At 40.6% G+C, this 22,998-nt stretch carries 22 protein-coding genes and 1 riboswitch; of the genes, 12 read left to right on the top strand and 10 right to left on the bottom strand.

Annotation, left to right across the window (positions count from 1 at the left end):
* The first annotated feature begins 85 nt into the window (after positions 1-85).
* Positions 86-200: riboswitch (SAM riboswitch) on the top strand.
* 133 nt (positions 201-333) lie between these two features.
* The 5 genes from QMF37_RS01130 (at position 334) to pepT (ending at position 5,490) form a co-directional block, all read left to right on the top strand.
* Complete coding sequence (locus tag QMF37_RS01130; protein ID WP_283476085.1) at positions 334-1,365, top strand: methionine ABC transporter ATP-binding protein; 1,032 nt, start codon at positions 334-336, stop codon at positions 1,363-1,365.
* On the top strand, positions 1,355-2,005 hold the full coding sequence (locus tag QMF37_RS01125; protein ID WP_078080695.1) for a methionine ABC transporter permease: 651 nt from the start codon (positions 1,355-1,357) through the stop codon (positions 2,003-2,005). The genes QMF37_RS01130 and QMF37_RS01125 overlap by 11 nt, the downstream gene beginning before the upstream one ends.
* Before the next feature lie 32 nt (positions 2,006-2,037).
* Entirely contained in the window at positions 2,038-2,871 is an 834-nt protein-coding gene (locus QMF37_RS01120) for a MetQ/NlpA family ABC transporter substrate-binding protein (protein ID WP_283476084.1), read from the top strand.
* A 27-nt stretch (positions 2,872-2,898) separates the two neighbouring features.
* On the top strand, positions 2,899-4,104 hold the full coding sequence (locus QMF37_RS01115) for a M20 family metallopeptidase (RefSeq protein ID WP_283476082.1): 1,206 nt from the start codon (positions 2,899-2,901) through the stop codon (positions 4,102-4,104).
* 168 nt (positions 4,105-4,272) lie between these two features.
* The gene (pepT, locus tag QMF37_RS01110; protein WP_071153128.1) at positions 4,273-5,490 is read left to right on the top strand and encodes a peptidase T; all 1,218 of its coding nucleotides are present in this window, start codon (positions 4,273-4,275) and stop codon (positions 5,488-5,490) included.
* 41 nt (positions 5,491-5,531) lie between these two features.
* On the opposite strand, the gene QMF37_RS01105 is transcribed toward pepT, so the two are convergent.
* Positions 5,532-6,551 carry an STAS domain-containing protein gene (locus tag QMF37_RS01105; protein WP_071153127.1) on the bottom strand — a complete coding sequence of 340 codons (1,020 nt, stop codon included), beginning with the start codon at positions 6,549-6,551 and terminating at the stop codon, positions 5,532-5,534.
* Between the two features lie 212 nt (positions 6,552-6,763).
* Between QMF37_RS01105 and QMF37_RS01100 the strand changes: the two genes are divergently transcribed.
* The 3 genes from QMF37_RS01100 to QMF37_RS01090 all read left to right on the top strand — a co-directional run bounded on the left by QMF37_RS01100 (position 6,764) and on the right by QMF37_RS01090 (position 8,510).
* The gene (locus QMF37_RS01100) at positions 6,764-6,994 is read left to right on the top strand and encodes a hypothetical protein (protein ID WP_058384339.1); all 231 of its coding nucleotides are present in this window, start codon (positions 6,764-6,766) and stop codon (positions 6,992-6,994) included.
* Between the two features lie 107 nt (positions 6,995-7,101).
* Positions 7,102-7,989 (top strand): EamA family transporter, encoded by an 888-nt coding sequence (locus QMF37_RS01095; RefSeq protein WP_283476077.1) that lies wholly within the window; start codon positions 7,102-7,104, stop codon positions 7,987-7,989.
* Positions 7,990-8,087: 98 nt separating this feature from the next.
* On the top strand, positions 8,088-8,510 hold the full coding sequence (locus QMF37_RS01090) for a pyridoxamine 5'-phosphate oxidase family protein (protein WP_071153125.1): 423 nt from the start codon (positions 8,088-8,090) through the stop codon (positions 8,508-8,510).
* 34 nt (positions 8,511-8,544) lie between these two features.
* Here the strand turns inward: QMF37_RS01090 and QMF37_RS01085 are convergent, their stop codons facing one another.
* Complete coding sequence (locus QMF37_RS01085) at positions 8,545-8,979, bottom strand: RrF2 family transcriptional regulator (RefSeq protein WP_071153124.1); 435 nt, start codon at positions 8,977-8,979, stop codon at positions 8,545-8,547.
* Between the two features lie 90 nt (positions 8,980-9,069).
* Between QMF37_RS01085 and hmpA (QMF37_RS01080) the strand changes: the two genes are divergently transcribed.
* Entirely contained in the window at positions 9,070-10,257 is a 1,188-nt protein-coding gene (gene hmpA, locus QMF37_RS01080) for an NO-inducible flavohemoprotein (protein WP_283476073.1), read from the top strand.
* A 614-nt stretch (positions 10,258-10,871) separates the two neighbouring features.
* Complete coding sequence (gene hmpA, locus QMF37_RS01075; protein WP_481861789.1) at positions 10,872-12,056, top strand: NO-inducible flavohemoprotein; 1,185 nt, start codon at positions 10,872-10,874, stop codon at positions 12,054-12,056.
* A 146-nt stretch (positions 12,057-12,202) separates the two neighbouring features.
* Here hmpA (QMF37_RS01075) and QMF37_RS01070 read toward each other — a convergent pair whose 3' ends face one another.
* Positions 12,203-12,565, bottom strand: a complete 363-nt coding sequence (locus QMF37_RS01070) for a VOC family protein (protein WP_071153121.1) — start codon at positions 12,563-12,565, stop codon at positions 12,203-12,205.
* A gap of 130 nt (positions 12,566-12,695) precedes the next feature.
* Here QMF37_RS01070 and QMF37_RS01065 point away from each other — a divergent pair, with 130 nt between their 5' ends.
* Positions 12,696-13,379: a hypothetical protein gene (locus QMF37_RS01065; RefSeq protein ID WP_245830203.1), complete on the top strand. Its 684-nt coding sequence runs from the start codon at positions 12,696-12,698 to the stop codon at positions 13,377-13,379.
* Positions 13,380-13,411: 32 nt separating this feature from the next.
* On the opposite strand, the gene QMF37_RS01060 is transcribed toward QMF37_RS01065, so the two are convergent.
* On the bottom strand, positions 13,412-14,236 hold the full coding sequence (locus tag QMF37_RS01060; RefSeq protein ID WP_058384332.1) for a VLRF1 family aeRF1-type release factor: 825 nt from the start codon (positions 14,234-14,236) through the stop codon (positions 13,412-13,414).
* A gap of 161 nt (positions 14,237-14,397) precedes the next feature.
* Here QMF37_RS01060 and QMF37_RS01055 point away from each other — a divergent pair, with 161 nt between their 5' ends.
* Positions 14,398-14,709: a DUF3243 domain-containing protein gene (locus QMF37_RS01055; RefSeq protein WP_049693048.1), complete on the top strand. Its 312-nt coding sequence runs from the start codon at positions 14,398-14,400 to the stop codon at positions 14,707-14,709.
* A 20-nt stretch (positions 14,710-14,729) separates the two neighbouring features.
* On the opposite strand, the gene QMF37_RS01050 is transcribed toward QMF37_RS01055, so the two are convergent.
* The 6 genes from QMF37_RS01050 to QMF37_RS01025 all read right to left on the bottom strand — a co-directional run bounded on the left by QMF37_RS01050 (position 14,730) and on the right by QMF37_RS01025 (position 22,956).
* Entirely contained in the window at positions 14,730-15,998 is a 1,269-nt protein-coding gene (locus QMF37_RS01050) for an MDR family MFS transporter (RefSeq protein ID WP_071153161.1), read from the bottom strand.
* A 52-nt stretch (positions 15,999-16,050) separates the two neighbouring features.
* A complete protein-coding gene (locus QMF37_RS01045; RefSeq protein WP_283476068.1) occupies positions 16,051-18,177 on the bottom strand; it encodes an ATP-dependent helicase in 2,127 nt (708 codons plus the stop codon).
* A 145-nt stretch (positions 18,178-18,322) separates the two neighbouring features.
* Positions 18,323-18,523: a YwbE family protein gene (locus tag QMF37_RS01040; protein WP_058384330.1), complete on the bottom strand. Its 201-nt coding sequence runs from the start codon at positions 18,521-18,523 to the stop codon at positions 18,323-18,325.
* A 92-nt stretch (positions 18,524-18,615) separates the two neighbouring features.
* Positions 18,616-19,713, bottom strand: a complete 1,098-nt coding sequence (locus QMF37_RS01035) for a DUF2382 domain-containing protein (protein ID WP_078080698.1) — start codon at positions 19,711-19,713, stop codon at positions 18,616-18,618.
* Between the two features lie 108 nt (positions 19,714-19,821).
* Complete coding sequence (locus QMF37_RS01030) at positions 19,822-21,867, bottom strand: catalase (protein WP_283476065.1); 2,046 nt, start codon at positions 21,865-21,867, stop codon at positions 19,822-19,824.
* Between the two features lie 123 nt (positions 21,868-21,990).
* Positions 21,991-22,956, bottom strand: coding sequence for a glutaminase (locus tag QMF37_RS01025; RefSeq protein ID WP_283476064.1), 966 nt, complete (start codon positions 22,954-22,956; stop codon positions 21,991-21,993).
* Positions 22,957-22,998 lie beyond the last annotated feature (42 nt).

Genomic DNA, 22,998 nt, shown 5'->3' with positions numbered 1-22,998 from the left:
GAAAAAATAAATTTCAATATTCATCTTGACTTTTTTGTTATTCCGCCATAAAGTAGGAATCACGAATCGAATAGCATACATCACTTTCTTATCCAGAGAAACCGAGGGACAGGCCCTATGACGTTTCGGCAGCAGATTTGTTTAACCGCAAAAACTGTGCCAACTCCTGCAAATGCATCCATGCATTTGGAAGATGAGAATTAGATGGTTTCAACAGGAGCCCTCTTTTTTCTTATGGTTAAGAAAAAAGAGGGCTCTTTTTGTCTAGTTTCTCGACGGATTGTGAGCATTAACGATTTGAATAACAATACAGCATGAGGAGGTCTACTTACTATGATTCAATTCGAAGGCGTCGCCAAAACCTACCAATCAGGTAAACAGGAAATCCATGCATTGAATGGCATCGATTTAACTGTCGAAACCGGCGAAATCTACGGAGTTATTGGCTTTAGTGGAGCCGGTAAAAGTTCATTAATCCGCACAGTAAACTTGCTCGAACGTCCTTCTAAAGGACGTGTATTAATTCACGGAAAGGATATTTCGACGCTATCTAGCAAAGAAATTCGTACTATCAGAAAAGATATCGGTATGATTTTCCAACATTTTAATTTACTCCATTCAAAAACGGTTTATCATAACGTTGCTATGCCGCTCCTGTTAGCTAACACATCGAAAAATGATATCGAAAAACAAGTAAAAGAGTTGCTCGATTTCGTTGGACTTGCAGATCAGGCGCAAAAATATCCAGACCAGCTGTCAGGTGGACAAAAGCAACGCATCGGCATTGCTCGTGCTCTTGCAACGAATCCTTCCGTTCTGTTATGCGACGAAGCAACATCAGCACTTGATCCACAAACGACGAAATCGATTTTGGACCTACTTCGCAAAATCAATAAAGAATACAATATTACCATCCTGCTCATCACACACGAAATGGGCGTCATTCGAGAAATCTGTGACAAAGTGGCCGTGCTTGAAGCAGGGAAAGTTATTGAGCAAGGAAGCGTCTTTAACGTTTTCTCTAATCCACAGCAGGCTACCACCAAACGATTTGTTCGCTCTGTTATGAACGACGAGTTGCCTGAATCGCTGCTAGCACAAATTCAAGATAAACAAAATAATCAGGTCATATACCGGTTGCAGTTTACTGGCACATCAGTCGGTCAACCCTTCATGTCCCGAGTGTCACGTGACTTTAACGTTGATTTGAATGTACTATTCGGCAATATTACCGAATTGCAAGGTGTTCCATACGGTAACTTAATTGTCGAATTCTCTGGAGAGTCAAGCGAAGTGGAACGTGCCTTATCTTCTATTAGGGACAGCACTATTCAAATAGAGGAGGTCATTGATTATGTCAGTTAATTACGAACAAATTTTGGAAGCTTTATGGGAAACCGTCTATATGACAGGTGTTGCTTTTGGATTTTCGCTATTGATTGGCTTTCCTCTCGGTATCTTGTTAGTCGTTACACGTCATGGACATTTGTTAGAAAATGAAATTGTGTCTAAAGTATTGAATGTCGTCATCAATATTTTTCGCTCTATTCCTTTTATTATTTTAATGGTTGCTATTATTCCATTAACTCGGCTCATTGTTGGTACATCGATTGGTACAGCTGCAGCCATCGTTCCACTAGTTTTCTATGCGGGGCCATACATTGCTCGGTTAATTGAAAACTCTTTGCTTGAAGTCGATAAAGGTGTGATCGAGGCCGCACAAGCAATGGGTGCCTCTCCATTGCAAATTATTTTTCGCTTCTTGATTCCCGAAGCGTTAAGTTCACTTGTTCTTGCTTTGACAATCGCTGTAGTTGGACTTATTGGTGCTTCTGCAATGGCTGGCGCTATTGGCGGCGGTGGTCTTGGGGACTTAGCCATTACATACGGATATCAACGATTCGACACGGTCGTAATGTTCATCACAGTAGCTATTTTGGTCATACTGGTACAAGGCGTTCAATCTTTTGGAAATGTATTATCGAGGCAAGTCAGACGTAATTAGTAAAATACACCTTAAAAATGGAGGAATTACTCATGAAAAAAATTTTAACAGCAACATTATTTTTACTACTGGTATTCATTTTGGCTGCTTGTGGAGACGATAGCAATGCACAAGGCAAAACGACCGTAACACTTGGCATTAGCGGTTCGGATACAATGATTTGGGATTATATTGCGGACAAAGCGGAGAAGGAAGGAATTGAGTTGGAAATTCAAACTTTTTCTGATTATGTAGCTCCGAACCTAGCGCTAGCTGAAGGGGAACTGGATTTGAATGCGTTCCAGACGATTTCTTATTTTGATGAATTTGTTGCTGAGCATAGTATTGATATCGTGCCGATTGGTTCGACCGTCATTGCACCGATGGGCTTGTGTTCTGATAAATACGAATCTATCGATGATATTCCTGAAGGTTCACAAATCGCAACTCCCAATGAAGCGACCAACATGGGCCGCGCACTATTACTTCTCGACGAAGCAGGATTGATCACACTTTCTGACGATGCTGGACTTACTGGAACGGCAGAAGACATTATCGAAAACCCCAAAAATATTGAAATTGTCCCTATGGTGTCTGGTCATACACCACGTGCAATGCCTGATGTGGCTGCTTCAATTATCAACAATGGTGTTGCCGTTGATGCGGGATTAAACCCAACTAAAGATCCAATCGCTCGCGAAAGTGATACGGCTAAACCGTATATTAACTTGATTGCTGCAAACGCTGAAGACGCTGATAATGAAGCTTACCAGAAAATCGTCGAGATTTATCAACAGGAAGATACCGCTGAATTTATTATTGAGCATACAAAAGGTGCTCAAATTCCAACTGTTGTTACAGTAGATGAGCTTGTCGATTACCAATAAGAAGTTATCTATATAGGAGGAATTCCAATGACCCTTATTAAGGAAGCAAGACAGATCATCTCTCAATCCATCGACTCGCAACGTACGATATATATTGAAACAAGCCAGGCAATTCACGCCAAACCTGAACTTGGTAATGAAGAGTTTTATGCGAGTTCTTTATTAATTGATTTGCTTGAAGACGCAGGATTTACCGTTGACAAAGGCGTCGCCGGTCACGACACTGCTTTTTTTGCCAGTAAAGAAAGCTCACTTTCTGGGCCAACAATCGCTTACCTTGCTGAATATGATGCACTGCCTGGAATCGGTCATGCCTGCGGCCACAACATTATTGGAACCACTAGCGTCGCTGCCGCCATTGCATTATCAGAAACCTTAGACCTTATAGGTGGCCGAGTTGTCGTTCTTGGAACACCTGCAGAAAAAGGCGGTCCAAATGGTAGCGCCAAGGGCAGTTTCATTAAACACGGCCTGCTCGAAGGTATTGATGCGGCTTTGATGCTACATCCTTCTGGAAATTCAGCTGTCACCGGTCCTTCCCTTGCTGTTGATCCATTGGAATTCCACTTTTACGGTAAGCCCGCGCATGCAGCAGGCTCTCCTGAACAAGGCATTAATGCACTTGATGCGGTCTTGCAGCTATTTAATAGCATCAATGCTTTGCGTCAGCAATTACCTTCAGATGCACGTATCCACGGGATTATCACTCATGGAGGTGATGCACCGAACATCATTCCTGAATATGCGGCGGCACGCTTTTATATTCGGGGTGATTCTTGGAAGAAAACAGCTGACACTGCTCGTAAAATTCGAGCGATTGCTGAAGGCGCGGCATTGGCAACTGGTGCTACAGTGAAAATCGAACGTTTCCAAAATGAAGTGCGTGACTTGGTCATTACACCCGCTTTGGATGTGATTGTTCGTAGCGAGCTTGAAGCACTAGGTGAGGCGGTAGCAGATTCCCGGATTTCTGGCCTTGGTTCTACCGATGCTGGCAACATTAGTTACGTAGTCCCTACTGCACATGGCTATATTAAAATTGGTCCCGAAAGCCTAATTGCCCATACTGCTGAGTTTCGTGAAGCTGCTAAATCAGAGCAAGGCAATAATGCGTTGATCAAAGGCGCTAAAGCATTAGCTACTACTGGGTATCTATTGCTGACAAAACCTGCTCTATTAGAGGAAGTACAAGCTGCGCATACAAAAGCATTAAAACTGAAAAAGCAAAACTAATTGAACGATGTCCCTTGCCGGGCGTCGTTTTTTTGTGACCAGAATTTTCACCATTTTCCCACTTCGTGCTAAACTACTACTATATGGGTTGAAGTTGCTGTTCCATAACTCTAAAAAGTCGGTAACACCATTCAACTTGTACAGAACTTATTCTAGGAGGATTTATACATGTTAGAGACTTTAATTGAACGACTCGTTCGTTACGCCAAAATCGATACACAATCCGACTTCACTAGTACCACCACCCCTTCTACAACTGGGCAGTGGGACTTGCTCCGTGAATTGGAACAGGAAATGAAAACCATTGGCTTGACTGATGTCGATATGGATAAATCCGGTTACCTTTTCGGCACGCTTCCGGCCAATACCGACAGAGAAGTCCCTGTAATTGGTTTTTTGGCACATGTTGACACTGCGACAGACTTTACTGGAAAAAACGTTAATCCGAAACGTATTGATAATTATAATGGACAGGACATCTCACTAAATAGCAGCATTACGATGACTGTGTCGGATTTTCCTTCTTTAAAAGACTACGTGGGCCATACGCTAATCACAACAGATGGCACGACATTACTTGGCGCAGACAACAAAGCCGGTATTGCTGAAATCATGACTGCAATGGAATATTTAAATGCTCATCCTGAAATTGAGCATGGAAAAATCCGCGTCGCCTTTACACCAGACGAAGAAATTGGTCGCGGCCCACATAAATTTGACGTCGAACGCTTTGGTGCACAATATGCATACACCATGGACGGTGGCCCTCTTGGCGAGTTGCAGTACGAAAGTTTTAACGCAGCGAGCGGGAAACTGACCATTCAAGGGAAAAGCGTTCATCCGGGATCAGCAAAAGATAAAATGGTCAATGCGCAAACAGTAGCTATTCAATTCCAACAGGAAATGCCGAAACATGAAGTTCCTGAGTTAACAGAAGGCTATGAAGGATTTATTCATTTGAATAATTTTGTTGGCGATATTGAAACAGCGGAATTGAGCTATATTATCCGTGATTTCGATAAAAATAAATTCGAAGATAAAAAACGGCATATGGAAGAAGTTGCGGAAAAGCTCCAACAGCAATATGGCAAACAAGCCATTCTGCTAGAAATTGAAGATCAATATTACAATATGCGGGAAAAAATCGAACCCGTTATGGAAATTGTCGATCGCGCAGAGCACGCTATGACTGCATTAGAAATCAAGCCGAACATTGTGCCTGTTCGTGGCGGTACAGATGGTTCTCAATTGTCGTACATGGGGCTTCCAACGCCGAACATTTTCACAGGTGGTGAGAATTACCACGGAAAATACGAATTCATTTCTGCGGAAAATATGGAGAAAGCAACACAGGTAATTATCGAAATTGTAAAGTCCGCGGAATAAATAAAAAGGTACATTGGACAGGATCCAATGTACCTTTTTATTTAGATGATACTTCTACCATTTTGTGCAAGGGCATAGTGAATACCATGTTGAAGAGTTTGAAAGCATTGGAACTTTGATAAGTTGATGCCTGCCTCTGTGATGGTCATACTCATTTTTGCCGAGATGCCAACCAATATCGTTTGTGTACCAATCAACGATGCCGCTAACCCTAGCTTTTCAATCAGCATCGCCGCATGTTGCGTAAAATTATTATTTAACCCTGTCAAATCTAAGATCAAATACTTAGCTTTGTGATTCGGCATATTCTGGAGCGTTTTGACTAATAACTCTTCTGCACGAGCCTCGTCATATGTCCCAAGTAGTGGCACAACAACAATCCCTTGAAGAACTGGAATAAGCGGTGAAGAAATTTCTTTGATCATTTCATTTAATTCTTTTGTCTTTTCATCTACTAATCGTTCCAGTTCGCTGATTTTTTCCGCTTCTTTTAGCCGAGAAAAGTGGTGGATATTTTTTTCAATCGTTTGTTCTGAAGGAAAGTATTGAATAATGCTTTCTTCAAAACCGTCTATTTGATGGTGCACAACTTTATACCAAATATTTTCGTTAAATAAAGAAGAAAAAATTCCGGCATAATGGGCAGGCAAAAAACTGCCTCCTTGCGTCTTTTTTTGTGCCACATTAATTATATGTTCCCAGCTGTTTTTTAAATGCACTTCAAGCGTAAGTGTTTCCTCGTTTAGTTTTTTTATTTCTGCTAACCCCCATCCTGCGGAGGCGTATGTATTTGTAATTAAGTTAGAAGCTTCTGTTACAGAGACATTTTCCATGTGTCGAAAATATTCTCCTACTAGTAGACCTTGACGAAACCCTGTCGTTTCTAGTACAACGTCCGCCGCATCTTTACCAGAAATTTCTTCTATAGAATCGAAAAAAAGTTTCATCGCTGTTGCTGTCCAGAAAAGAATTGATTCTTGTCCTTCAAACAAAAAACGTCCTTTGGTTAAATCCCATTCAAAATTCAAACCACCTACTGTTATTGCTGATTTTACATCCATTTTAAAATTCCTCCCGCTCGTTCGTTTCAGTTTATCATAGTTCTTATTTTTTCAGAATGATTTTAAGTACCCTATTAATCGGTTGCTCTATTGCCAACATGTTAAGGCTGAAACCATTGTTTGGGCATATAGAAACTGTGGTCTCTTGTATGTTTCAAAAGTTTCATTTAAGGAATATAAAGACTAACACAAAAAAGAAAGAGGTGCTTGACATGTCAGACAAAAAACCATTTAAAGATGAAGATCGTAACATAAGCGATGGCGGTCCCATGGATAATCCTGAACAGTACAAAACGGATAAAAAAACACTTACGGAAATGCACAAAGAAGAAATGACTGTCGATACCATCCCGATGGAAGATCTAAAACAAGAAAAGCGTGAAGAAAGTGATAAACGCGGAACGAAAAGTAATTCTTCAAGCGAAGAAAAATTCCCAGAATAATAACTATGAATGTTCATAAAAGTAAGTACTTTTTTTAAAAAACCATAGAGACTATTCTCTATGGTTTTTTTATGCTATGATTCTCGTTTGAACAGGAGTGAAAGAAAATGAAAAACTGGATTTATCCACTTATGGTCGTCGTAGCAGCAAGCTGTTATGGAATTCTCTCAACTATTATAAAAGTCGCAATGAAAAATGGTTTCACAGCCGCTGAAGCCGTGACTAGTCAATATTTTATAGGGTTCGTATTAGCTGCCCTTTTATTTTTTATAACACAGCGCAAAATGCCAAGAATTAAAGGTTGGAAAATCTTACTGCTGTCCGGCAGTTTCACAGCTGCTACCGGTATGGTTTACGCACACTCTCTTAACTATCTTCCCGCCTCACTAGCAGTTGTTTTATTGTTCCAATTTACATGGATCGGTATGTTCCTTGATTGTATCGTCAATCGGCGATGGCTGAAACGAACAGAAGTCTTTTCTTTAATCTTATTATTTACAGGAACACTGTTTGCCGCTGGAATCATCGGAACAGATCTAAGCGCGATTCCTTGGCAAGGATGGGCTTGGGGAATTGGAGCTGCTTTTTGTTTTTCGGCTTTCATGTTTGTCAACGGCAAGCAAATCGACGGTATGGACACGTCAGCTCGTCTGTTTTACGTATCACTTTTCGCAGCGATTATTGTTGGCTTTTTTCAAACACCCGAAATTGTTTGGAATGGACAATTATTCGCTGAAGGTTTGTGGGTTTACGGCTTGTTACTCGGGTTTTTCGGTATTATTATGCCTATTTACTTTTTCTCCATCGCAGTTCCGCGTGTTGGTTCAGGACTTGCCTCCATTTTAAGCGCCATGGAATTGCCAGTAGCTGTTCTCGCATCGGTTATTATTCTGGACGAAGTGTTGACACCCCTTCAAATCGGAGGAATCTTCATTATTTTAATTGGTATGGTGCTGCCAAGTGCATTTAATCGAACACCTAAAATAATGGAATAGAACAAACATAAAAGATCCGCTCCTTCTAGCGGGTCTTTTATGTTTAGTTAAAGTTTAAAAAGGAATAGATAAATACAAAGACAAAAGGAGTGATATGGATGAATCAAGAAGACGTTAAAAAAGCAGCGTTAAAAATTTTAGAGGAAAGTTACGTAGGAACTCTCGCTACAATTAAAGACAATAAGCCTCATTCGCGTTATATGACTTTTTTTAACGATGATTTTACACTTTACACCGCCACCAGTAAAAAAACGCAAAAAGTCGACGAGCTAGAAGCTAATCCTCATGCTCATATTCTTTTGGGATACGAAGGCGAAGGAGTTGGCGATTCGTTCTTAGAAATTGAAGGAACCATGTCGATACATGATGATCGTGAAATGATTGACAAAGTTTGGAACGAGCATTTGGAAGGTTGGTTTGAAGGACCTGATGATCCAAATCTTGTTATTTTAGCCATTAAACCTGATCGCGTACGGTTAATGAATAAAAAAGGGCAAGAGCCGCAAGCTCTGGAATTATAAATATGAAAACGGCTCAAGAGATTGAGCCGTTTTTTTATGTCTTTAGAATTTCGCGGAGCCCTTCTCGATTAAACATGAGGTCTTCAAGCGTATATTCATCCAGTACTGATAAATATGCGTTGAGTGCTTTGCCTAAAGCACCACGTAGTCCGCAAATTGATGAAATGGGACAACGATTTGTAGCTGAATTAAAACATTCAACTAAATCGAAGTCATCCTCCATTCTTCTTACTACTGTACCAATATTAATATGTTGTGGAAGATCTGCCAGACGAATACCACCACCTCTTCCTCTTACTGTATGAATAAATCCAGCTTTTCCAAGCTCAAATGTAACTTTTGTTAAATGATTTTTAGATATATTGTAAGCGTCAGAAATTTCTTGGATGGTCGTTAACTTTTCTGGATCTTTTGTGCCTAAATAAATCAAAACACGTAATGAGAAATCAGTATACATGGTCAATCTCATTTTACTCACCTCTTCTGATTGTTTATTATAGAGACTTTTTGGTTCTTTCGAAAGCAAATGAACCTCAAAATACGAAAAGGAGTGTTTACTATGTTATCAGAACAAACTCGGTCAATTGTTAAGTCGACTGTACCCGTTTTAGAGGAATATGGTGTGGCAATTACTACTCAATTTTATGAAAATCTTTTTGTGGCACATCCTGAATTATTGAATATTTTCAATCAAGCAAACCAAGCGCAAGGTCGTCAACAAGCTGCACTAGCTAATGCGGTTCACGCAGCAGCCGTTAATATCGATAACCTCGAGGAAATTCTTCCAGCAGTTGTTCAAATTGCTCATAAACACGTGAGTGTCGGTGTCTTGCCTGAACATTATCCAATTGTTGGCGAATACTTATTAAAAGCTATGAAGGAAGTACTCGGGGATGCTGCAACTGATGACATACTTGAAGCTTGGGCTGAGGCTTATGGCGTTATTGCAGACGCCTTTATCGGTGTTGAAAAAGACATGTATAAACAAACGGCAGAGCAGGAAAATAGCTGGATTTTCTTTAAAGATTTTATTGTGACACGTAAAGTAAAAGAAAGTGAAGTCATTACTTCCTTTTACATGAAACCTGCAGATGGATCTGACGTACCGCCTTATACACCCGGTCAGTATATTTCGATACGGCTTTCTATGCCTGGTGAAGAGTTTTTAGTTATTCGACAATATAGCCTTTCTCAAGCACCGAAATCAGATGAATTCCGTATCTCGGTAAAGAGTGAAAATGACAACGATCCAAATGGCGTCGTTTCTAACTACTTGCACAGCGGTGTCAATGAAGGTGATCACGTTGAAATTAGTGCTCCAGCCGGAGTCTTTGTCCTCGACATGACGAAGACATCTCCGGTCGCATTTATCAGTGGCGGCGTTGGCATCACGCCGATGATGAGTATGTTTGAAACAGTTGCAAAATCTACACCAGAGCGTCCGACCACCTTCTTACATGGCGCTCGTAATCCACTGCAGCAAGCATTTGATAATGACATTCAAGTATACGCTGAGATGATGGACGATGCTCGCTATAAAGCTGTTTATTCAGATGAACCCAACGGCTTTATTACCCGGGAAATGCTTGAGGAATATGTCGATCCTGCAAGTGATGTCTATGTTTGTGGACCCGCGCTATTTATGGAGATTATGATTCGTGAATTACATCGCATGGGCATTCCAGAAGAACAGATTCACTACGAATTTTTTGGGCCTGCTATGGATTTAAATACGAATAGTGAATAAATGCATTCCAGTCCAGCTTATGCTGGACTTTTTTTATGCGTAGAGAAGTGTTTAGGTGAAATATGAAGTATTTTGATAGATTTGGACAGTATTTTCCTGGTTTGGACAGTATTCCTCGCCAAACGGACAGTATTTGAATGAATATCGACTGTATATCCATTTAATGGTTTTTTTAGTTTAACGACCAAAAAATATCGTGTGTCGAATCCACCCCATGCCTGTCGGAGCTACACGGTCGCTTCCACTTTTCTTTTTGTCCAGACTCCAGCGACCAACTCCTCGGGTCATATGTCAACTCAACTGCGTGGCACAGAACGCCACACTGCTGATCTGCCTTATGCCTGTCGGAGCTACACGGTCGCTTCCGCTTTTCTTTTTGTCCAGGCTCCAGCGACCAACTCCTCGGGTCATATGTCAACTCAACTGCGTGGCACAGAACGCCACACTGCTGATCTGCCTTATGCCTGTCGGAGCTACATGGTCGCTTCCGCTTTTCTTTGTTGTGACTTTTCTGTGAAATTAGTTGTGTCCAAATTTTAAAGATGTATTTTAAATATATCTTTAAAGGAATTAGAGGAGTATAGTCAAGATATAGAAAACAAAAGGAGAGATTGATTATGTTATCACAAGAAACAAGAGCGATCATCAAATCCACAGTACCGGTATTAGAAGAACACGGAACAGCGATCACGACTGTATTCTACAAGAACATGCTTGAAGCGCATCCTGAACTTTTAAATATTTTTAATCACGCGAACCAGAAAAAAGGTCGTCAGCAGGCTGCATTGGCAAACACGGTTTATGCTGCAGCTGTCCATATCGATAATCTAGAAGCTATTCTTCCAGCAGTTGTCCAAATTGCTAACAAACACGTAAGTTTGGGAATTAAGCCGGAACATTATCCGATTGTTGGAGAATATTTATTAAAAGGGATTAAAGAAGTTTTAGGCGATGCAGCAACCGATGAAATCATCAATGCTTGGGCAGAAGCATATGGCGTAATCGCAGATGCCTTTATCGGCGTTGAAAAAGAAATGTATGCAAAAATGGAATCTCAAGAAAACGGCTGGAGTTTCTTTAAAGACTTTTCAATTGTCCGCAAAGAAAAAGAAAGCGAAAGTATCACTTCTTTCTACTTGAAACCAGCTGATGGAAAAGATGTTCCTGCTTATCAGCCCGGCCAATATATTTCTTTACGCATGTCAATTCCGGGAGAGCGGTATTTGTTCAACCGTCAATATAGTCTTTCTCAAGCAGCTCAAGCAGACGAATTCCGTATTTCCGTTAAACGCGATGCAGACAATGATCCAAACGGCCGCGTTTCTGTTTATCTTCATGACGAAATGAATGTAGGCGATCGCTTTGAAGTTAGTGCTCCTGCAGGTGAGTTCGTTCTTGATACTGAAAAAACTACACCCGTCGCATTTGTAAGTGGTGGTGTCGGCATTACACCGATGATGAGCATGTTTGAAACTGTGGCTACGTTAACTCCAGAACGTCCAACTGCATTTCTTCACGCTGCGCGCAATGAATCTATGCATGCTTTCGATAAGGATATTCAGAAATACGTTGCGACTATGACTGATGCACGCTATAAAACGTTTTACTCTGACCAGCCACAAGGCTATATTACACGCACGGTTTTAGAAGAATACGTCGATATCACAGGTGATGTTTATGTATGTGGACCTGTTCCATTCATGGAAGCCATGATTCAAGAACTGCAAGCACTCGGCATGAAAGAAGAACAAATTCACTTTGAATTCTTCGGTCCAGCAATCGCTCTTCAAACCGTATAATTTTTTCTAAAAGCTGCCTATTTACTGGGCAGCTTTTGATATGCACTTATTTATCATTATGTATAGCAGTGGCTCCAATCACCATTTTACCTGCTACTAAAACCATTTATAAAATGCCAATGCCCTGACGTCGGGCATTGGCGTTTTTATTTCAGAAATTCTAGCCGATTGCCGAACGGATCAAAAACAAAAAATCGTTCGACACCTGGAATGCTATTGTCTTCTTTCAATTCAATTTTGTTTACTAATAAGTGTTCCTTTAACTTCTCATAACCAGCTACCTGAAATGCCGGATGTGCTTTTTTTGCTGGTGAAAAAGGCTCTTCTACGCCTACATGCAATTGCTGACTACCAAACTCGAACCAGGCACCTCCTCTACCTTTTAGCGCTTCTGGTTTTTCAATCTCTTGCATTCCCAAAATCTCCGCATAAAAGTTTCTTGCAACTTGTTCTTCCTCTGCAGGTGCTGCAACTTGAACGTGGTCGATTGTTAAAATAGAAAATTCCATTTCCTCACTCCTTTTCCTCAGTTTAATCGACTTCTCAATAAAATAATAGGCGAATAGCTCTTGTTAGATTGTTTGATGACTTTGCAAACTCTTCCCTTTTAACGTAGCATAATAACTGAAGAGGTGAATCATGGTGACTTTCCCGCAACAAGCCAAATACTTGCTAAGCACGCAATCTGTTGCAACAGACCGCATTCCACAACAGCCGCTTAGTCAAGATGTCCCCACAATGATCGAAGAATTAAAACACTGGTGTGGAACTGACAACGCCGGCGTCGCAGTATCTTATTTTTTTCGACAATATGCTCTTTACGTAACCGCTCAGTTTAGCCTAATCGATCAATACAACGGGTATTTTTCCGTCGATTGGCGTGAATTAGCATTTGACCGTGTTCATAATTATGGACTTCCTCTTTTACAGGTCCATGCGAAGTCGTCGACATTTCAACCGATTGACGCACACAGCAGGTTCCAAGCGTTTCATGATATTCTTCATAGACAAGTAAACGAGTTGCTCAATGAATTTAAAAAACACATAAAAATCTCTCCTATCACTTGCTGGGAAAACGTGCTCGGTTCTGTCTTGTGGTTTTACGCTAATCTAGAAACCCGAAATCCACGAAAAGTCGCAGCAGACTTAGAATGGCTTATGAATGAAGAAAATTGGAAGCCAATTAAAACTTCTTATCTTGCGAAATTACTTGGTGACACTTCCTTGCAACAAGCTGTTTCAAAACCGCTTAGAAAAACCTGTTGCTTGTACAAAGAAATGCCATCTTTTAATACGTGCACATTTTGCCCTAAACCTAAATAAAACACCTCAGCAAAGTTGCTGAGGTGTTTTATTTATACTTCGAATACTTCGTGTAGAATTTTCCCAGAATCATTATTCATCAAGTTTTTATAGACACAGCTTTTTGGTTTTTGTTGAAGTGTTTTAGCAAATGATTTAGCATGTTCGGCTTCGCCGACTACATGAATTTCTTCCCATTTGCGTTCTTTTCTCAGCTTCTCCATTTTTCCGCCCATGTCTTTGTAGAAACGTTCTAAGTTTTCTCTTAACCGATGATCTAATTCATCGGCTGGACTTCCACCGCCACCACCAGTGACTGTGCTACCGCCTCCAGCTCCTACTCGACCTGAACTTCGTGCGCCCTTTTGTTCTGTCCAGACTTCAAGTCCTGAATCAAACTCATAAAAAAATTCTTCATTGATAATTCCCATAGACGTATCAATGACACGAATCCCTTTAAATCCTGGCAACACGATACCTGCGTATGGATAAGCTTTGTACATATAACGAAGCTCTTCTAGGACAGGTTTGTTTTCCCAATGGAAACTTGTCTTCACAGGGATTTGTACATAATGCACTGACCAAAGATCTTCGTGTTCTGAAGCGAAAATGACAACACCTTTTTGAAGATCGTTTTGATTGTCTAAAATCTCTTTTTCCACTTTTTTTCGCAAATTTTTATATGCTTTTATTTCTTTTTCATTGTTCGAAGCTGTTAAATATTCATCTAATCGCTTCAAGCCATTTTTCAGATGGATCTTCCATGCTCCGTTTTGAGCATTTGAATCAGCTGGATTGGTATTTAAATATACACTTAACACGCAGCGGTCTGGACATTCAAAACTTTTCAATTCCTGAATTTTGTCGTATAAGGTCATTCAATCATCCTCCTTCTTATATTCCATCCTTGTTATCTCATTACCCTTATCGATTCTATTTAAACGAATCTTCTGAACGTTTTTAAATTTTATGTTTAAACTTTCTTTGTGGTGGTAAATAGTTAGTGTATTGAAAAACCATAAGGGAGTTGGGCGAACAAATGGAAAACATCAATAAAAAAGTTGAAGATAAACTAGAAAATACAGACCAACAGAAAAAAGACAAAATTTTAGCAGATTTTTCTGTATTCATGAATTACTTAAGTGACAAAGTTGAGATGGGCGAGAAATTGGGCTTGAGCGAAGAGCGCATCGCACAACTAGCTGAAAAAGTTGCATCTTATCTTGCGAAAAAAGAAGATCCTAAAAATAGTGAAGAATATTTATTGCACCGCTTATGGCAGGTTGGCGATAAAGAAGAGCAACACATGCTTGCACATATGCTAGTTAAATTAGCTAAAGACCAAAAGTAAAGCAAAGCAAAAGGCCTTCCTCAATAGGAAGGCCTTTTTTCGTATAATCGAAACATAAGCAAGTAGACAAAACCACTAGCAAGTGCCAGTAACCCCAATACACCGAACGTCAATGGAAAACCAAACCAGGCTGTCATGGGGATGGAGATCGGTGCAATCATGCGCCCAATGGTATAACGTAAACTAGCAGCTGCAAAATATTGCCCACGCATGTCTTCTGGTGCAAGTTTGGAGATAAAGTTTTGCTGCAGACCGACCACCATCAGTTCAGCAAAGGTGAATACGGCCATCGCAATTACAAACATCCAAAACCAATCAGTTAACGGGAACAACCACATAGCTAAACCGTAGAAAGCAGCGGAAGTAAAGAAAACCCATTTTTCCGGAAACTTCGTCATCCACCGAGTCACAACTACTGTTAGTAATGCCACAAACAATCCATTTTCAGCTAGCAACAAACCAAAAGAGGTTTCTCCAGTAACAGACCATTCTCGGTTAAACAAAGAAGCCACTGTTTGACTATCAATTGTTTCTCTCAAATAGACCGGGATAAGCAAATCTAGTTGCATGAATGTCTGTGCACCTAACACGCCAGCAATAATAAAAAGGAGAAACAGACGATCCTTAAAAATTAAGCCGTACTCTTTAAATTGCTTCGAAATCGCTCCGACCCACCCAGTTGCTGTTTGCGACTGCCATTTTTCCACCATAGCTTGTGAGAGGGTTTCTTTTGTAAGCAATCGTAAAACTACACTTAGAAGCATCGAAATCACTGTAACCACTAGCAATAATTCAAAGCGATAAGAAAAGAACAGAATCGCTCCGAACAACGGACCTACTACAACTGCGATATTTAAAGTCGTATAAAAAATGGCAAAAACATCGCTACGGTATTTTTCCGGCACAACGTCTGCAATCATCGCCTGACTTGCTGGCCAATAAAGAGCACCGCACATTCCAGCAAGTGTAAACGCGACAAAGCCAAGTTCAGGAGACTGCAGCCACGGAGAATTGGCAAAGGCAAATAGCAAAAACGACAAGCCTTGAGCAGTAGAGGCCACTACTAGCATGCGGCGACGTCCAAATCGGTCTGCACAATAGCCACCGACTAAGTTTGATGCCACAGAAAACATTTGCGAAATAACTAGCAGTAATCCTGCGGTCCCCTTACCAAACTCTTCCGCAAAGTAAATTGCTAAAAACGGGAATACCATCCAATAACTTGTATTCATAAAAAACTCGCCGATTAGACGCACTTTTAAACTTCGATCCCAATCCCTTATTTTCATTGCCATTTCCCCGCGTTCTTCTGTATGTCACATCTGTAAGTTCACAGAGGCGCTAGTTAATCATCTCTAATAACCGATAACTTAGGCAAATATCAATCATCAATTCTTTGCGTTCTTTTGCGAATTGGATGGAGATACGTTCTTGATCTCGTTCGACAATCTCCCCGGCTCCAAAGACGCGATGCCTAACCTGAACCCCTTCACGCAATACATCTTCTGAATGAATGGCATTCGGATTGTCGGGTACTTTTACTTTGATAGGTGTTTTCGTTGCAGTTCGTTGTGGCGTTGCCATTCTTTTTTCAGGAACGACTAAGTTGCGTACTTCATCCGCAAACCGAGACTCACTTCCGTAACTAATCAATTCTAAATGGCTTTTAGCTCTTGTCATGCCAACGTAAAATAGGCGGCGCGCTTCTTCTAAACTGTCAGGAGTTTCCCCATCTTCTTCAGTTGGTATGACTCCTTCTACCAAGTCAATCATGTAAACTCGTTCAAATTCCAAACCTTTAGAGCTGTGAAATGTTGATAAGGTTAGCATATCGTCAGTTTTCTCTTTTTTCGCTTGTTGTGTTACTTGTTCTAACTGCTTTAGGCGTTTTGCAAAAGCTGTCATGGATTCAAGCGGCTCTGCAATTTGCTCCAATGTCGTCAAAATCTGAGCCAGGTATGTCATTTTCATCCCAAACTTCTCGGCACGACTCGCGAGCATTTGATCATAGCCCATTTCCCCACGAATTGTTCGAATCACTTTCAACGGCTTCATGCCATTCAACGCAGCAAACCATTTTTTCTGTTCAGCTAAAATTTTAATTTGATAGTCTTTTAAGGTAATTGTTAAATTGATTTGATCAAAAGCATGTTCCTCTGTCGGATTCATGCGACTTAGTATTTTCAATTGGCTCCCTGACCAATAGGCATTCGTTTTAGAGGCAACTTTCGAATAAATATCAATGCGTTCTGGCTTCAGGCTAAAACGCATAAAATTTAACATATCTTCTACAATCCAATGAGAGAAAAAACGATTATCAGAATCCTTCATATAGAAAGGAATGCCTAAACGTTCAAGTTCACTCATCAATAAAGTTGAAGACGAGTTGTTGCGGTATAAAATCGCCACATCTCCATAATCTGTCAATTCCTTGAGCTCTTTCATAACGTACTTAAATTGTGCTTCTTCTGAACCTAAGCGCCTTAAAACGATGGGGTCTCCTTCAGGTTGCTTAGTAAACATGTTTTTGTCATGCCGCTTTTTATTGGTTTTGATAAATTCGTTAGCTGTATGCACAATATTTTGGGAGGAGCGATAATTACGCTCCATTTTCATAATATAAGCGTCTGGGTAAACTGTTCTAAACTTCAGTAAATAAGTCGGTTCGGCAGCTCTCCATGTATAAATTGACTGGTCATCGTCAGCTACAACACATAGGTTTTGATGGCGAGCTACTATTTTTTCTACAATGGCATGTTGAATCAATGAAGTATCCTGACTTTCGTCTGTCATGACATAATCCCAGCGTCCTTGGTACTTCGCAAGCAAACTTTTGTCTTTCTCCAGTGCTTCGTAGGCTAACGACAACATATCGTCAAAATCAACTAACCTTACGTCATAGTTCTCTTTAAACGCTTCGTAAGTTTTCAGGATTTCGATTGCTCCAGGAAAAGGTTCTTTCAATTTTGCCCATTGTTTCCTAGGCAGCATTTTATTTTTCACGTAACTAATAAAAGAAATCAACTCTTCTAATTGGTCATCTGTAATTGGCTCGTCATTTTCCGTTCGGTACATTTCACGAAGGAGTTTCTTCTTATGAAGGCCATTTGTCTCACTGCCTTCTATCATGACGTAACGAGATCCTGAAAAATAATCACGCGTAATTTGAAAGGCTAAGCTATGGATAGTCGAAAAATCAATTGGCTGTAGCGTTGGGAAAAATCGTTTATACCGCTCGAGCATATCATTAGCAGATGCCTTACTAAATGTAATCGCTTTGATACGTTGCGGAGATATCCCTTTTTCTTCGATTAGGTAACCGATACGCATAATCATCGTAGTCGTTTTTCCAGACCCCGGACACGCTAACAACAGCAAAGGACCTTCTGTACGCTCTACTGCTTTTCGCTGTATTTTATTTAATTGAACTCCAAGTTCCTGTTTTTTACGTTCAAAGAATTGGCTCATTTTGAGAGACTCCTTCATTTTTCAATATCCCTATATTAACACAAAAACAGACCCATTTTAATGGATCCGTTTTTGTGTTAATATAGTCCTTGTTATTAAAGAGGCTTGGTGCACAGTGCTTTCTTACACAAAAGTGAAAGAAGCTCTATTTTCCTGATAAAATCTCACAGACCCGTCCTACTTGTCCATCTTGTAAGCGAACTTTGATGCCATGTGGATGTGTCGCAGAATTTGTTAGCAAATCTTTTACAACACCGTGTGTTTTCTTGCCTGAACGCTGATCTTGCTTTAAAATCACATGTACTTCAATGCCTGGCTTAACGTCACTTCTTTTTTTACCATCCATTGCTATCCCTCCTTGCCTCTTTCTACTATACGCTATTCCTGTTGGACGAACAAAAAGACGGGGATTAATCCCCGCCTCCAACTAGATTTTCTTTAGAAACGATCACGATCTTTGTGATCATCATGATTTAACTTGTCTTTTGTTGAAATAGTATCTTCGTCGATATCCGCTTCTTCGTGACGAACTGTTTCATTTACAGTTTCTGTGTCTTGTACTTTACGTTTTCCAACTATAATTTCTTCAGCTACTACATCTTTTTTTGTCACCTCAACGCGTTCTTCTGTCACGGGAATATGGATGTTTTCGCCTTCTTGATATGCATCTCCTGTTAATCCAGAATTGTTATCAAAGGAATTCCCTGTTGTTTCTTCATTTACTGGGCGACGCTCTATATAGACTTCTTCACGTTCTACTGGTACTTCAATTGTTTGGTTTTCTTCGACAACGTGTTTTCCAACATTGACTTCACCCGTTTGCACGCGTTCTTTGTCAACACTTAAACGTTCTTCGTGTAAACGAAGTTTCTCTTCTTCTGTGTCTCCATGGTTAAAGTTTTTGTCTGTCCCATCAAGACGATCTGTACGATTTAAATCTTCCGTTGTACGATCAGACCCAAGACCAAAGCCTGTTCCTGCATCTTTTCCAACACCTGCTGTGTCAGTTGTGTCTCGACTAAATGTATCATTTTTCTTGTTGTAATAAACGTCGTTTTCATTATTTGTGTCCACTGTTAGACCGTCTCTGCCTACAGCTTCGTCATCTAGATGGTTTCTATTGCTTCCTATTCCTGGTGCTCCCATTGTCCCTGCTTCAGTACTTGTTGAAGTATTATCATATGGCGCTTGACCTTCATAGTTTGCACCATACTCACGGTCTACAAATAATAGGATCTTGCCGTTTTGTACTTCGTTGTAATACCGATCTGCTTCGTCTTTATCGACTCCCATACCGGAAAATGCTTCCCGTGTTGAATCGTCTCCTGACAAGAAGCCCATGAATTTATCCATCCAATTTCCTTCGGATGACTTATAGTCTACATCTGTCCGTCCGCGTACCATCGAAATCTGGCCTTCGTCTCGAGCCATTACGTACATATCATCTTCTTTAGAACCTTGTGCTTTTAGTTCTTCAATTTTACTTAATACCTCTGTTTCGTTATCGAACGTACCCATAAATTTATTGTTAGTCATTTACAATTCCTCCAATTTTCATGATATGAATATGTTTGCTTAGTTTAGAAATTACCCGACCTTCATTTTCTTAAACCTTTTTAAAAATAAAATCAGTTTTTCGACTCTTTATTCGACTTGTCTATCCCAGTGACGGTGGGCTGCAATTGCTTTTATGAATGCTGTTGCAAAATCAGCATGATTGCTTCCTATTATGCCTGGTTGGCTTTCGATTCCTGCTGTTTCAAGCCATTTTTGACCGTCATGTGTAGCGCCAATCGGTTTGTAATGGTCGAATGCTTCACCGATGAAACGTGCCGCTTCTTTAGCGAATTTCTTGCTGACATCCGGTCCACCAACCGCATAAATGGCATCATAGAGCACTGGGTCAGTCGTCGTGAAGGTATGATCAACTTCCAGTTTTTTGCCACTTGAACCTTCTAGCTTGCCTTGCATTTCACTAACAACTTCATACTGTACGCCTTCAGTTTTGAGTTTTTCAAGAATCTTCAGCACTTCGGCATCGTTAAAACCTGTATCGACCAATACACCCACTTTACGGGTAGCAGCCGATTTAATCGTATTGTCTATACTTAATGCAGGAGAAACTTTGGTGACAGCTGACCCACCCGTTGTTGGAGGCGTCACTCCGATATTTTTAGCTATAGCTTGTGCCATTTCCAAGTTAACATTTGTAAACATTTCAATGGCTCCTTCACGAATCCAAATTTCTTGGCACTTCCCAAGCTCAAAGCTGAAGGCTTCGATAATATGCTTTCGTTCCGGTTCTGTCATGCTGTTCCAAAACATCGTAGCTTGTGAAAAATGGTCTTTAAAACTTTCACTACGGGCACGGACTTTACGCCCTTCCATTTTCTCTTGGTAATGAGAATAGCCGCCTTCAGCCTCGCTTACAGGAGCTGGTGTATTATTGGTAAACGAACTTTTTTGATAAGCGACTCGTCCTTTATTGATCGATTGTCGGCCAAAACCGTCTCGCTGATTGTTATGAAACGGACATACTGGTCGATTAATCGGCAGTTCATGGAAATTCGGACCGTTTAAGCGCAGCAATTGCGTATCGGTATAAGAAAATAAACGCCCTTGAAGCAAGGGATCGTTAGAAAAATCGATTCCAGGTACCACATGTCCTGGGTGGAAAGCTACTTGTTCTGTTTCGGCAAAGACATTATCCACGTTGCGATTCAAGGTCATTTTGCCAACCATCTGCATTGGAATTTCTTCTTGCGGCCATAGTTTAGTCGCATCTAGTAAATCAAAGTCAAATTTATACTCATCTTCTTCCGCGACAATTTGAACGCCCAATTCCCATTCTGGAAAATCTCCTTGTTCAATTGAATCGTATAAATCACGGCGATTGAAATCTGGGTCTTTTCCAGAAATTTTCTGCGCCTCATCCCAGACAAGTGAATGGGTACCCAGCGTAGACTTCCAGCTAAACTTAACGAAATGTGATTTGCCCTCTGCATTGATGAAACGGAAAGCATGTACGCCAAAACCGTCCATCATTCGAAAACTGCGGGGGATTGCACGGTCTGACATTAACCACATCATCGTATGTGCAGTTTCCTGGTTGTTAATGACAAAATCCCACAACGTATCATGGGCACTTGCAGCTTGCGGCATCTCATTGTGTGGCTCTGGTTTTACTGCGTGAACAAAATCTGGAAATTTGATGGCATCTTGAATAAAGAATACCGGTACATTATTTCCAACTAGATCGTAATTTCCTTCTTCAGTATAAAATTTCGTAGCAAAACCGCGCAAATCTCGTACGGTCTCAGCAGACCCTTTTGATCCAGCAACAGTAGAAAAGCGCACGAATACGGGTGTCTTTTTCCCTTTTTCAGATAAAAATTTTGCTTTCGTTAAATGCTCTAAAGAGTCATATGTTTCAAATACACCATGTGCAGCATATCCTCTGGCATGAACGACTCGCTCTGGAATACGTTCGTGATCAAAATGGGTCATTTTTTCCCGGAAATGAAAATCTTCCAACAAGGTAGGACCACGTTCACCAGCCTTTAACGAAAATTCATCCTCAGCCATTTTCAATCCTTGATTGGTTGTTAGGCTTTTGCCAGAATCATCTACTCGGTACTGCTCAAGTTGCTCATCTTTGCTGTTTTTGTTCACTTCAGGTTGTTTTGTCATTTTGCCACTCCTTCTGCTTTTGTTATTCATTCTCCTATTACCCTGTCTCGCTTTTTAAAACACATTCATACAAATTTTTCACAAAAAAAATCCCACAAGCTTATGACAGCTTGCGGGGTACTATTAAAAAATACTCAAATCCCATTCTTTGGAAATTTGACGCAGCATCATCGTACCTGCTGCACTGTTCCCTTGCACATCAATGGCGGGACCATAAACACCGATGCCCGCACCTGCCCGAAACTCATAAGTTTGCGAATGGAGTTTCGGTGGCACTGCGGCCATAATACCACCTGACACACCGCTTTTAGCTGGAATGCCAACATGAGCTGCAAAGTTTCCAGATGAATTATACATGCCACATGTCACCATGAGGACTTTGGCAACTTGAGCGATTTCTTCTGAAAAATGTTTTACTTTTGTAATGGGATTAAAACCATCATAGGCGATGATCAAACCGATTAACGCCAAATCTTTCGTACTCACCTTAATTGCGCATTGCCGAATGTAAATATCTAGTGCTTCTTCTACTTCAATTTCTAAGAATTTTGCTTCTTTCAAATAATAAGCAAGCGCCCTGTTACGATGTGAGGATGCCCATTCCGAATCATAGACTTCTTTATCAAGTTCCAATGGATGCCCGACTAATTCTTCTAGAAAATGGAGCAGAAATTCATATTTTTTCTGACTCGTTTGTCCTGGCAGCAATGCCGAAATAGTGATGGCTCCAGCATTGATAAAAGGATTAAACGGCTTGTTCGGTCGATGAATTTCAAACGGAATAATGGAATTAAACGCTTCTCCTGTTGGTTCTACATCCACCCGTTCTAATACGAAATCCAATCCGTAGTTGCAGCTGAGTGCGATAAATGTCAACGCTTTTGAAATGCTCTGTAAAGTGAATTTTTTGTCCGTATCGCCTGCGCAATAATAATTTCCATTGTCGTCCACCATACAAATTCCAAGCTGACTCGGATCCTCCTTTCCAAGTGCTGGGATGTATTGTGCAGTATTTCCTAATATCGCATGACCTCTATTTTCTTCTACCCAAGCCTCTAGTTGTTCTCGAATATGCGGATTATTTTGCATCTCTTTCCTCCTAAGCTTTCTTTTCTCTTATCATGAATGAAA

It is taken from the genome of Planococcus sp. S3-L1 (assembly GCF_030063085.1).
Lineage (GTDB): Bacteria > Bacillota > Bacilli > Bacillales_A > Planococcaceae > Planococcus > Planococcus kocurii.
The sequence above is the reverse complement of the archived record's forward strand: the minus strand, read 5'-3'. Positions and strand labels throughout refer to the sequence as shown.

Bases quoted from the DNA above. Each gene is read 5' to 3' on its own strand.
- QMF37_RS01065 (WP_245830203.1), top strand. From the start codon at position 12,696: ATGGTGACTTTCCCGCAACAAGCCAAATACTTGCTAAGCACGCAATCT.
- QMF37_RS01130 (WP_283476085.1), top strand. From the start codon at position 334: ATGATTCAATTCGAAGGCGTCGCCAAAACCTACCAATCAGGTAAACAG.
- QMF37_RS01070 (WP_071153121.1), bottom strand. From the start codon at position 12,565: ATGGAATTTTCTATTTTAACAATCGACCACGTTCAAGTTGCAGCACCT.
- QMF37_RS01025 (WP_283476064.1), bottom strand. From the start codon at position 22,956: ATGCAAAATAATCCGCATATTCGAGAACAACTAGAGGCTTGGGTAGAA.
- QMF37_RS01115 (WP_283476082.1), top strand. From the start codon at position 2,899: ATGACCCTTATTAAGGAAGCAAGACAGATCATCTCTCAATCCATCGAC.
- QMF37_RS01105 (WP_071153127.1), bottom strand. From the start codon at position 6,551: ATGGATGTAAAATCAGCAATAACAGTAGGTGGTTTGAATTTTGAATGG.
- QMF37_RS01035 (WP_078080698.1), bottom strand. From the start codon at position 19,713: ATGACTAACAATAAATTTATGGGTACGTTCGATAACGAAACAGAGGTA.
- pepT (WP_071153128.1), top strand. From the start codon at position 4,273: ATGTTAGAGACTTTAATTGAACGACTCGTTCGTTACGCCAAAATCGAT.
- QMF37_RS01085 (WP_071153124.1), bottom strand. From the start codon at position 8,979: ATGAGATTGACCATGTATACTGATTTCTCATTACGTGTTTTGATTTAT.
- QMF37_RS01120 (WP_283476084.1), top strand. From the start codon at position 2,038: ATGAAAAAAATTTTAACAGCAACATTATTTTTACTACTGGTATTCATT.
- QMF37_RS01060 (WP_058384332.1), bottom strand. From the start codon at position 14,236: ATGACCTTATACGACAAAATTCAGGAATTGAAAAGTTTTGAATGTCCA.
- hmpA (WP_283476073.1), top strand. From the start codon at position 9,070: ATGTTATCAGAACAAACTCGGTCAATTGTTAAGTCGACTGTACCCGTT.
- QMF37_RS01055 (WP_049693048.1), top strand. From the start codon at position 14,398: ATGGAAAACATCAATAAAAAAGTTGAAGATAAACTAGAAAATACAGAC.
- QMF37_RS01095 (WP_283476077.1), top strand. From the start codon at position 7,102: ATGAAAAACTGGATTTATCCACTTATGGTCGTCGTAGCAGCAAGCTGT.
- QMF37_RS01050 (WP_071153161.1), bottom strand. From the start codon at position 15,998: ATGAAAATAAGGGATTGGGATCGAAGTTTAAAAGTGCGTCTAATCGGC.
- QMF37_RS01125 (WP_078080695.1), top strand. From the start codon at position 1,355: ATGTCAGTTAATTACGAACAAATTTTGGAAGCTTTATGGGAAACCGTC.
- QMF37_RS01040 (WP_058384330.1), bottom strand. From the start codon at position 18,523: ATGGATGGTAAAAAAAGAAGTGACGTTAAGCCAGGCATTGAAGTACAT.
- QMF37_RS01090 (WP_071153125.1), top strand. From the start codon at position 8,088: ATGAATCAAGAAGACGTTAAAAAAGCAGCGTTAAAAATTTTAGAGGAA.
- QMF37_RS01100 (WP_058384339.1), top strand. From the start codon at position 6,764: ATGTCAGACAAAAAACCATTTAAAGATGAAGATCGTAACATAAGCGAT.
- QMF37_RS01030 (WP_283476065.1), bottom strand. From the start codon at position 21,867: ATGACAAAACAACCTGAAGTGAACAAAAACAGCAAAGATGAGCAACTT.
- QMF37_RS01045 (WP_283476068.1), bottom strand. From the start codon at position 18,177: ATGAGCCAATTCTTTGAACGTAAAAAACAGGAACTTGGAGTTCAATTA.